This window comes from Tychonema sp. LEGE 06208 (assembly GCF_015207505.1).
Lineage (GTDB): Bacteria > Cyanobacteriota > Cyanobacteriia > Cyanobacteriales > Microcoleaceae > Microcoleus.
This window is the reverse complement of record NZ_JADEWT010000010.1, coordinates 42,778-54,618: the sequence shown is the minus strand read 5'-3', so window position 1 is coordinate 54,618 and position 11,841 is coordinate 42,778. Positions and strand designations below refer to the sequence as shown.

At 43.1% G+C, this 11,841-nt stretch carries 2 protein-coding genes; both read left to right on the top strand.

Annotated elements, in window-relative coordinates; genetic code table 11:
- Nucleotides 1-47 precede the first annotated feature (47 nt).
- Nucleotides 48-6,296 carry an ATP-binding sensor histidine kinase gene (locus IQ263_RS04615; RefSeq protein ID WP_194066384.1) on the top strand — a complete coding sequence of 2,083 codons (6,249 nt, stop codon included), beginning with the start codon at nt 48-50 and terminating at the stop codon, nt 6,294-6,296.
- A 69-nt stretch (nt 6,297-6,365) separates the two neighbouring features.
- Nucleotides 6,366-11,819, top strand: a complete 5,454-nt coding sequence (locus IQ263_RS04610) for a trifunctional serine/threonine-protein kinase/ATP-binding protein/sensor histidine kinase (RefSeq protein WP_194066383.1) — start codon at nt 6,366-6,368, stop codon at nt 11,817-11,819.
- Nucleotides 11,820-11,841 lie beyond the last annotated feature (22 nt).

The following is an 11,841-nucleotide window of genomic DNA, read 5'->3' as shown; positions in this document are numbered from 1 at the left end:
CTCATTTGACCCACTATTCACTCATCAATTGTCAAACAAAAACGGCTATGAATAACTCCCATAAAAACAGCAACTCTCCCACAAGCATTCAAATTCCCAACTATCAAATCACCCAAACAGTTTATGCAGGGAGTCGAACAATAGTTTATCGGGCAGTCCGTACCGATGACCAATTACCTGTAATTATCAAGCTGATGAAACGGCAATATCCCACTTTTAGCGAACTGGTGCAGTTTCGCAATCAGTATAGCATTGCCAAAAATTTAGACATTCCCGGCCTTGTCAAACCCTACAGTTTGGAACTGTATCATAACGGATATGCCCTGGTAATGGAAGATTTTGGCGGCATTTCCTTAGAACAATTTACGCATAAAAAACCACTAACAATAGAGGAGTTTCTTCCTATTGCTTGGTCCTTGACAGATATCCTCCATTCCATACATCAACAGCGCGTCATTCACAAGGATATTAAGCCTGCCAATATCCTTATTCACCCGGATACAAAGCAAGTTAAATTAATTGACTTCTCCATCTCGACTCTACTACCGAGAGAAACCCAACAAATTCAGAGCATTAATGCCTTAGAAGGAACCCTAGCATACCTCTCCCCAGAGCAAACCGGACGGATGAATCGAGGTATAGACTATCGCAGTGACTATTACTCATTAGGTATCACCTGGTTTGAATTACTAACTGGAAAACTTCCGTTTCAGTCTGACGATCCAATGGAGTTGGTGCATTGCCATATTGCCAAACAACCGCCCAATTTAAGAACAAGGGGGAAAGGAAAAGGTATTCCTCAAGTTCTCTGCGATATTGTGATGAAATTAATCGCCAAAAATGCCGAAGACCGCTATCACAGTACATTGGGACTCAAACATGACTTAGAACAATGTCTGTTGCAATTGAATGAAACAGCAAAGATTGAATATTTTCAAATTGGACAGAGAGACTTAAGCGATCGCTTTTTAATACCAGATAAACTTTTTGGACGAGAAGCGGAAATAGAAACCTTAATCCAAGCATTTGGACGAGTCGCCAATGGCGCATCTGAGCTAATGCTAGTGACAGGCTTTTCGGGGATTGGCAAAACGGCAATTGTCAATGAAGTGCATAAGCCAATCGTGCGATCGAAAGGCTACTTCATCAAAGGCAAGTACGATCAGTTTCAACGCAATATCCCGTTTTCTGGATTAGTACAAACATTCCGCGATCTGATGGGGCAACTGCTGAGTGAAAGCGATGCTCAGTTAGAACAGTGGAAAGCCAAAATCTTGTCTGCTTTGGGTGAAAACGGGCAAGTCTTGATCGATGTAATTCCTGAACTAGAAGAAATTATTGGCAAACAACCATCTGCGATCGAACTTGCTGCTAGTGCGGCACAGAATCGCTTCAATTTACTGTTTGTGAAGTTCATTGAGGTGTTTGCCACGTTAGAGCATCCATTGGTGATGTTTCTGGACGATTTACAGTGGGCAGATTCAGCATCTTTGGGTTTGATGAAGTTGTTGATGAGTCAAGCAGAGGGGGGCTATCTATTCATTATTGGTGCTTACCGCGATAATGAAGTTTTTCCAGCTCATCCGCTGATGCTGGCGTTGGAAGAAATCCAAAAAACAATGGCAACTGTCAACACGATCGCATTGACTCCGTTAAGCCAATCTGACGTGAATCTTATGATTGCAGACACTTTGAGTTGTGCGATCGAACGGGCAATGCTGTTAACAGAGTTAGTCTATCAAAAAGCCAAGGGCAATCCGTTTTTTACGACGCAGTTTCTCAAGGCGTTGTATGAGGATGGGCTGATTGCGTTTGACTGGAATACAGGCTCCTGGCAGTGTGATGTAGCGCAAGTGCGATCGCTTGCCCTCACCGATGATGTGGTGGAATTTATGGCGCAACAGCTTCAGAAATTGCCACCCAACACTCAAGATATTTTGAAACTGGCAGCCTGTATTGGCAATCAGTTTGATTTGGGGACGTTGGCGATCGTCTATGAAAAGTCTCAGATCGAAACCGCTGCGGACTTGTGGAAAGCATTGCAAGAAGGATTTGTAATTCCAATTAATGAGGTATACAAGTTTTATCAAGCCGAGGAATCAGCCACAGTTCAAATATTATCAAAAAAGGTTGATACCTGTTCCTACAAGTTTCTGCACGATCGCGTCCAACAAGCTGCTTATTCCCTAATTCCTGACGATCGCAAACAAGCAACTCATCTCAAAATCGGACAATTAGTCCTACAAAATTCCTCAGAGATAGAGCAAGAGGAAAAACTGTTTGATATTGTCGGGCATTTGAATTTAGGAATTGAATTAATCAGCAAACCAACCGAACGCCAAACATTAGCTCAACTGAATTTGAAAGCTGGAGTTAAGGCGAGAAATTCTACAGCTTACGCCGCAGCAAGGATTTATTTACAAATAGGGATTGATTTACTCACAAGCAACTGCTGGGTTAATCAGTATGAATTGACTCTAAATCTCTATGTTGCTGCTGCCGAAGTTGTCTATTTGAATCATGACTTTGATGGCCTGGAACAGATGGCCACACTGGTGTTGCAATCAACTCAGACAATTTTAGACAAAGTGAAAATTTACGAACTTAAAATCGCTTCCCAGACAGCCCAAGGCAAGATGTTAGAAGCGATCGCGGTAGGGAGAGATGCACTGGAGCAATTAGGTGTTAAAATCCCCACCGAAACTGATGAAAATAAAATTGGCAAAGCACTACAAATCCTTGGCAGCCAACAAGGTGACAAACTGATTGAAGAACTGGTTGACCTACCAGTGATGAGTGATGCCACAACTCAGGCAGCAATACAACTATTGGGAACTTTATTTCCGCCCGTTTTTCTGGCAAGGCCAGGATTGCTACCCATCCTTAGCTCCATGATGGTGAGTTTATCGATGGACTTTGGGAATGCACCCACATCGACGGTGGGGTATGCAATTCACGGAATGGTATTATGTGCCTTTTTGGGAGAGGTGGAAACAGGCTATAGCTTTGGTAAATTGGCGATGAATTTGCTCGATAGGTTCAATATCCGCGAACTTGAAGCCACAATTCCAGCTTTTTTTGGGAGCTTTATTCAGCATCGCCAAGAAGCTATAAGGGCAACGATACCGACGCTGAAAGGTAGCTATACGGCTGCTATGGAAACAGGAAATTTTTTACAATCTGGCTATAGCATACTCAATTATCTCGAATCCAACTTTTTCGGTGGGGTGGAACTAGACACTTGGGAGACCGAAATAGCAATTTATAGTGCTGTGATGGCACAGGCGAAACAATATTCGGCTCAGACTTATTTTGATATGATGCAGCAGACTGTGAATAACTTGAGAAAAGTCTGTATTCCGTCGGATTGCTTAATCGGCAAGGCCTACGATGAAACGGTGATGCTTCCTAAGCATCATCAGAATAATGAACTTACGGTGCTCGCTAAGGTCTATGTTTACAAACTTTTACTTGCCTACTGTTATGGCAACAACAAGTCTGCCCTAGATTACATTGCCCAAGCGAAGCCGTATTTGATGGCAATATCGGGATTAATTCAAGTTCCTATTTTTCATTTATATGCAGCCTTGACGTACCTGGCAATCTTCCCCACAAAGCCAAAGCAGGAGCAATCTGAAATACTCGCCCTGGTGGAAAGTCATCAAACTATTCTGCAACAGTGGGCGCAAAATGCGCCCATGAATCATCAGCATAAATGGTATTTAGTTGAAGGAGAAAAATATCGGATTTTGGGTAATAAAGCCGATGCCATAGACTTGTACGATCGCGCCATTTCGCTCGCTAAAGAACATCTATTTCTCAACGAAGAAGCACTAGGTAATGAACTTGCCGCCAAATTTTATCTTGACTGGGGTAAAGAAAAAATTGCCCAAGCCTACATGATTGAAGCCTATTACTGTTATGCCCGATGGGGAGCCAAAGCTAAAGTGACTGATTTAGAAAAACGTTATCCTCAACTCCTCGCGCCCATCCTTCTGCAACCTCATACCTCTGTCTCCTTCAAGGAAACTATCGCACTGGGAACGATCGCTTCTACCAAAACCTCTAGTAGCGTCTCGGAAGTTCTAGATTTGGCAACTCTGCTTAAAGTATCTCAAGCTATTTCAGGGGAAATTGAACTCGATCAACTCTTGACTACTCTGTTACAAATAGTGATGACAAATGCTGGGGCAAGTAAGTGTGTGTTATTGCTTAAACAAGATATTGAGTTACAGGTAGCAGCCTTTGTGGAAGAGGGACAAGAACCGCAGCTATTACCGCCGATGCCGCTAGAATCAAGTCAGAATGTGGCGATCGCTTTGGTGAATACTGTTAAGCGGAGTTTGAAACCTCTGGTACTGGTTGATGCTAGGTTATATCCTGAGTTTTCTGGCGATCGCTATATTGAAAAACACCAGCCTAAAAGTGTGCTTTGTAGTCCAATTCTCAATCAAGGTAAGTTGATTGGAATTTTATACTTGGAAAATAATCTGACAATTGGAGCATTTACGAGCGATCGCGTCGAACTGCTCAATCTGCTCTGCTCCCAAGCAGCAATTTCCATCGAAAATGCCCGCCTCTATCAACAGTCACAACAAGCTTTGACAGAACTCCGTGCCAGCGAAGCCCGCTTCCATAAGATGGCTGACAATATTCCAGGGATGGTCTTTCAATTACAGTTGGCTGCGGATGGTGCTAAGTCTATAACCTACGCAAGTTCTGGTTGCATCAATCTGTATGAAGCTGAGCCAGAAATGGTGATGGCAGGAATCATCAATGTCTTCGATCCAGTTGATGCCGGCGATCTTGCTGATGTTGAACAAGCAATTACCAAATCTGCCCAAACCCTGACCCCATTTAATCATGAATGGCGCAGTGTCACCCCGTCCGGCACCATGAAATGGGTGCAAGCGATATCCCAACCAGAACGACGAGGCGATGGGTTAACTGTATGGGATGGTGTTGTCTTTGATGTGAGCGATCGTAAACGCAGCGAAGCTGAATATAAAGCTGCGGAAACTGCCCTACAAATTTCCGAGCAGAACCTCCGTACCATTTTCAACAACGTTAGTAGTGCCATCATAATTCACGATCTGGATGGCAAGGTGCTAGATGTTAATAACAGAGTATTAGAAATGTTTGGTGTGGAGCGAGAGCAAGCGCTGCAATGCTCGATCTTGAATGACTATTCTACACCGGATAATCCGTTCCATCTGGTAGAAGACTGGTGGAGAAGGGTATTAGCTGGGGAAACAATTCAATTTGAGTGGAATGTCAGAAAAATTGATTCTAATACAGTCTTTGAGGTCGATGTCACGCTCAACCGCATTATCCTCGATGGCAAAGCAGTGATTCTTGGTAATGTGTTAGATATTAGCGATCGCAAACGTGCTGAAGCCGCCATCATCCAAAAATCTCAAGAATTAGAGCAAGCCTTACAAAACTTGCAGCAAACCCAATTGCAAATGATTCAAAGCGAAAAAATGTCAGCATTGGGTAACTTAGTAGCTGGCGTTGCTCACGAAATCAACAACCCTGTCGGCTTCCTGACTGGTAATATTACCCCAGCCTTAGATTACATTAACGATTTGTTTGGATTGATCGATCTAGTGCAACAAAAATATCCCCAACTAGATCCAGAAATTCAAGAGGAACTTGAAACTATTGAGCTTGACTACATCCGGGAAGACTTACCCAAGTTAATTGAATCGATGCAAGAAGGCGTGAAGCGAATTCAAGACATTAGTATTAGTCTGCGGACATTCTCGCGTGCGGATAGCGATCGCCCCGTTGCCTGCAATATCCACGAAGGCATTGATAGTACAATTATGATCCTCAAACATCGTCTGAAAGCCAACGACACTCGCCCCAAAATCCAAGTTATTAAGGACTATGGCGATCTCCCAAAAATTGAATGCTATGCCGGACAATTAAATCAGGTATTTATGAATATTTTGGGGAATGCGATCGATGCTTTGGATGAGTTAAATATTGGACGTAGTTATGCAGAGATTAAAGCCAATCCTAATCAAATTATTGTCACTACAGAATTATCGGGAGATAGAAAACAGGTTGTAATTCGGATTACAGACAATGGCATTGGTATGAATGAAGCGGTGCGGCAGAAAGTTTTTGATAATTTATTTACTACTAAGATTGTAGGGAAAGGAACTGGTTTAGGGTTGGCGATCGCGCGTCAAATCGTTGAGGAAAAACATGGCGGTTCCCTGAAGGTTAACTCTATACTAGGAAAAGGAACAGAATTTATCATCACCTTACCCATCAAGGCGGTATAAACAAGTTAATTCTTCCCTAGTATTCGGACTCATGTAAGCGATCGCTCACTCATAAATCCTCAAAAAACTATGACCATTAATAACTCTGACCAAAACAGCAAACCTCACACAACCGTTCAAATTCCCAACTATCAAATTGTCGAGACAGTTTATTCAGGAAGTCGAACCTTAGTATATCGAGCCATCCGTAACCACGATCGATTACCTGTCGTCATCAAGCTGCTAAAAAATGACTATCCTACCTTTAGCGAACTCGTGCAGTTTCGCAATCAATATACCATTGCTAAAAATCTTCATAAACCTGGAATCATCCAAACTTATAGCCTGGAACCTTACCAAAATGGCTATGCGTTAATCATGGAAGATTTTGGTGGGATTTCCCTTCAGGAATGGGCGATTAAAGGGAAGAACGCACTATCTTTGAGGGAGTTTTTAGTAATAGGGATCGCACTCTGCAATACCTTAGATATATTGTATCGCGATCGCGTCATTCATAAAGATATTAAACCCAGTAATATTTTAATTAATCCCCAAACTAAACAAGTCAAATTAATCGACTTTAGTATTGCATCTCTACTACCAAGGGAAACCCTAACACTAATTAATCCCAATGTGTTAGAAGGGACACTTGCTTATATTTCCCCAGAGCAAACAGGCCGAATGAATCGGGGAATTGACTATCGGACTGACTTTTATTCTTTGGGTGTTACCTTCTTTGAATTACTAACCGGAAAGTTACCTTTTGAATCCAACGATCCAATGGAGTTGGTACATTCTCATATTACCAAATCCTCGCCATTAATACATGAAATTAACTCGGAAATTCCCTCTGTACTATCAAAAATTGTCAGCAAATTGATGGCAAAAAATGCCGAAGATAGATATCAAAATGCTTTGGGATTGAAGTTTGACTTAGAAAAATGTCTAACTCAACTTCAAGAAACTGGTGAAATTCAGAGTTTTGAAATGGCGCGAAGGGATGTATGCGATCGCTTCCTCATCCCTGAGAAACTCTATGGTCGAGAAACTGAGGTTCAAGCATTACTTAAAGCCTTCGATCGCGTTTCCCAAGGCAGTTCAGAACTCATGCTAGTGGCGGGATTCTCTGGGATTGGCAAAACCGCCGTAGTCAATGAAGTCCACAAACCCATTACCCAGCAAAAAGGCTACTTCATCAAAGGCAAATTCGACCAATTCAACCGCAACATTCCCCTGTCAGCCTTTGTCCAAGCACTGCGAGATTTGATGAATCAACTACTCTCAGAATCCGATCGGCAGTTACAAACCTGGAAAGAAAAGCTGCTCAAAGCACTAGGAGATAGCGGTCAAGTCCTCATCGATTTGATTCCTGAACTCGAATGGATTATTGGGTCACAACCTCCCACTCCAGAACTTTCCGGTGAGGCAGCCCAAAATCGCTTTAACCTCCTGTTCCAAAACTTTATTCAGGTTTTTGCGAAGGTAGAACATCCCCTAGTCATCTTTATCGATGACCTGCAATGGGCTGACTCCGCCTCCTTGGACCTCATGCAAAGTTTGTTGACGGAAGCCCAATCTCACTCTCAATGTCTCTTGGTCTTAGGAGCCTATCGAGATAATGAAGTATTTCCCGGTCATCCCTTTTTGATGACAGTTAAGACCCTAGAAAATGCCGATGTTACCCTTGAAACTCTCACCCTCAGTCCCTTGAGTGCTGATAGCCTCAATCACCTAATTGCTGATGCTTTTCAAGCCTCACAAAGCGCTGTGCAGCCCTTAACCAACCTGGTCATACAAAAGACCCAGGGCAATCCGTTCTTTGCGACCCAATTTCTTAAGGCATTACATCAAGATAGTCTGATTACTTTTGACCGGGAGGTTTGTCACTGGCAATGCGACCTAGTGCAGGTACAGGATGCAGCCTTAACCGATGATGTGGTGGAATTCATGGCTTTGCAGTTACGAAAACTGCCCGTTACCACCCAAGAACAGCTTAAATTTGCCGCTTGTATTGGGGCAAAATTTGACCTCAAGACTTTGACGATTGTTTCAGAACAAGACGAAATTCAAGTAGCCTTGACTTTGTGGTCTGCGCTCAAAGAGGGGCTGATTGTGCCGGAGGGTAAAATCTATAAGTTTTATTTGGATGATAATCAACCCCAGGAGCATCGATCCCTGAGTGAAGAGATTTCGGAGCAAATTCACTATCGCTTTTTCCACGATCGCGTGCAACAGGCCGCCTACTCACTAATTCCTGAAGACCAAAAACAGGCCACTCACCTCAAAATGGGTCAGTTACTCCAAACTCGTTTGTCAGCAGCAGAGCGAGAGGAGAAGTTATTTGATATTGTCAGTCATCTAAATCTAAGTCGTGGGTTGCTAAGTCATCAAGCCGAACGTGAGTCTTTGATTCGACTAAATCTAGCTGCGATCGAAAAAGCGAAAAAGGCAACCGCTTATGGCGTGGCGAGAGACTTGGTGACGGTGGGACTGGAATTACTCTCGGAAGATAGTTGGCAAACTCAGTATGAGTTGAGCTTAAAACTCCATGGGATCGCCGCAGATGTGGCCTGTTTAAAGGCTGATTTTGAGGAAGCGATCGCCCAAGTTCAACAGGTTTTGGATAAAGCTCAGACGGTGTTGGATAAAGTGCCTGTTTATATGGTGCAAATCAGGGTGTTGACGGCTCAGAATCAATTGGCGGATGCGATCGCCATTGCTGCTCAAGCCGTCACTCAATTGGGGATAGAATTTCCCTCAGACATCACACCGAGCCTAAGCGAACAAACCATACAAAATGTGGAAGTCGAGCTAGAGGGGAAAGTCATTGAGGATTTGGTCAACTTGCCTGTAATGACTGACCCGACGACAATTGCTGCAATGGAACTGCTGGGAACGATCATGCCAATGGTATTACAAGCTCGACCTACATTTCTGCCCTTTGTTTGTGCAAAAATTGTGAGCTTGTCGCTCCAGTTTGGCAATGCTCCTGTTTCGAGTGTTGGCTATGCTACCTATGGCTTGGTCTTAACGACGGGCTTGGGTCAAGTCGAGCGGGGCTATCACTTGGGGAAAATGGCTTTAACTTTAATCGATCGGCTCAATACAAAAGCGTACAAGTGTTTGACAATACTTCATTTTGCTGCCTGTGTCCAGCATCAAAAAGAATCTATGATTTCTATGGCTGCTTTGCTCAAGCAGGGATATTTAGTAGGAATAGAAGTCGGTGACTTTTTGTATTTAAGCTATTGTATGGCCCACTATTTTTACGCTTATTTCTATGCCGGAAAGGAATTATCTGCCCTTCAATCAGAAATCGCTCAGTTTTGTTCGGTCATTGCTTCACTAAAGCAGGATAATGCCCTAGCCTTCTTAACAATGAACCAAGCATTGTTTGGGCGCTTGCTTGAAAAAACCCATCAACCAACTCTGTTGATTGGAGATGCTTATGACGAGACGAAAATATTTCCACAGTACCTTCAAAATAAGCAACTAACAGGTCTTGGGATTGCTTACACCTACAAGCTGATCTTGGCTTATTTGTTTGGTGATTATAACCGCGCCCTTGAATATCTCAATGAAGCTAGCCAATATTTAGGTAGTATTGTCGGAATGCTGCATATTCCCGCCTTGCATTTCTATGGGGGGTTAACCTATTTAGCGGTGGTAGCAGGTAAGTCTGAGGATGAGCAGTTACAACTACTTGCTTTAGCGGAACAGCATCACGCTAGCCTATCAACCTGGGCAGAGAATGCCCCTATGAATCACCAGCACAAGGTGGCTCTCTTGGCAGCAGAAAGATGTCGAGTTTTGGGCAATATCTCAGAGGCAATTGATGGCTATGAGCGGGCCATTGCGGGCGCTAAAGCCAATGGTTTTATCCAAGACGAAGCCTTAGCAAATGAACTTGCAGCTAAATTCTATCTCGATTGGGGTAAAGAAAAAATTGCCGCAGTATATATGCAAGAAGCTTACTACTGCTATGCCCGTTGGGGAGCAAAAGCCAAAGTCGCCGACTTAGAACAACGCTATCCCCAATTGCTTGCGCCAATATTAAAGCAAACCCGTTCGCTTCTTTCTACTCACGAAACTATCTTCACTTTGGGAACTGTGACATCTACCACTTCTTCCAGTTCTAGCACCAGTGTCTCAGATATTCTAGATTTAAAAGCGATTCTCAAAGCTTCTCAAACTCTCTCAAGCGAAATCGAACTCGAAAAACTGCTTGCATCGTTACTGAGAATCGTCATTGAAAATGCTGGGGCTGATAAATGTGTATTAATGCTGTTGCGAGACAGTCACTTGCTAATTAAAGGCTCAATTACCCAGGCAACACAGCCAGTTGTGTTGCAGAACCTTGGGGTTGAAGAGAGTCAAGACATCCCCCACAAGCTCATTTACAAAGTCAAGCACAGTAATCAAACTGTTGTGTTGATTGATGCAACAGCAGATCCGATTTTAGCGAATGACCCGTATATTGTGCGTCAACAGCCTCAGAGTATCTTGTGCAACCCGATTTTGCATCAAGGTAAATTATTGGGCATTTTATATCTAGAAAATAATTTAGCCAAGGGAGCGTTTACGAGCGATCGCGTGGAACTCCTGAATTTACTCTGTGCTCAAGCTGCAATTTCCCTAGAAAATGCCCAACTTTATGAACAGTCACAAACCTATGCTCAGCAGCTAGAGCAAGCCTTGCATGACTTACAGCAAACCCAATTGCAAATGATTCAAAGCGAAAAGATGTCGGCATTGGGAAACTTAGTTGCTGGCGTGGCTCACGAAATTAATAACCCCGTTGGCTTTATTTCTGGCAATTTGAATGAAGCTAAATCCACAGTTCAAGACTTAGTGGAGCATCTCAATCTCTATCGATCTCGCGCCCCGGAAACAGAGCTTGCAGACCATGCCGAAGATATCGATTTAGACTATATTATCGCAGACTTGCCCAAAATGATTGACTCAATGCAATTGGGTTGCGATCGCATCAAAGATATCAGCACGAGCCTCCGCACCTTTTCTAGGGCTGACAAAGACTACAAAGTTCCTTTTAATATCCACGAGGGGATAGATAGCACGATCTTAATTCTCAAATATCGATTGAAAGCTAACGATGAGCGACCCGCCATTGAAGTAGTCAAAGACTACGGGAATATTCCAGCGATCGAATGCTTCCCAGGACAGCTTAACCAGGTATTTATGAATATTATGGCGAATGCGATCGATGCCTTAGAAGAATCAAATATAGGGCGGAGTTTTGCTGAGGCTAAAGCAAATTCCAACAGAATTACAATTACAACTTCAGTAGAAGATAAGGTCGTTAAAATTGCCATTGCTGATAATGGCAAGGGAATGAATGAATCAGTCAAACAAAAAGTATTTGACCATTTATTTACTACTAAGAGTGTAGGGAAAGGAACTGGTTTAGGGTTGGCGATCGCGCGTCAAATCGTTGAGGAAAAACATGGCGGTTCCCTGAAGGTTAACTCTATACTAGGAAAAGGAACAGAATTTATCATCACCTTACCCATCAAGGCGGTATAAACAAGTTAATTCTTCCCTAGTA

What these genes read in the sequence shown, in the direction of transcription:
- IQ263_RS04610 (WP_194066383.1), top strand. Translation starts at nt 6,366, where the DNA reads ATGACCATTAATAACTCTGACCAAAACAGCAAACCTCACACAACCGTT.
- IQ263_RS04615 (WP_194066384.1), top strand. Translation starts at nt 48, where the DNA reads ATGAATAACTCCCATAAAAACAGCAACTCTCCCACAAGCATTCAAATT.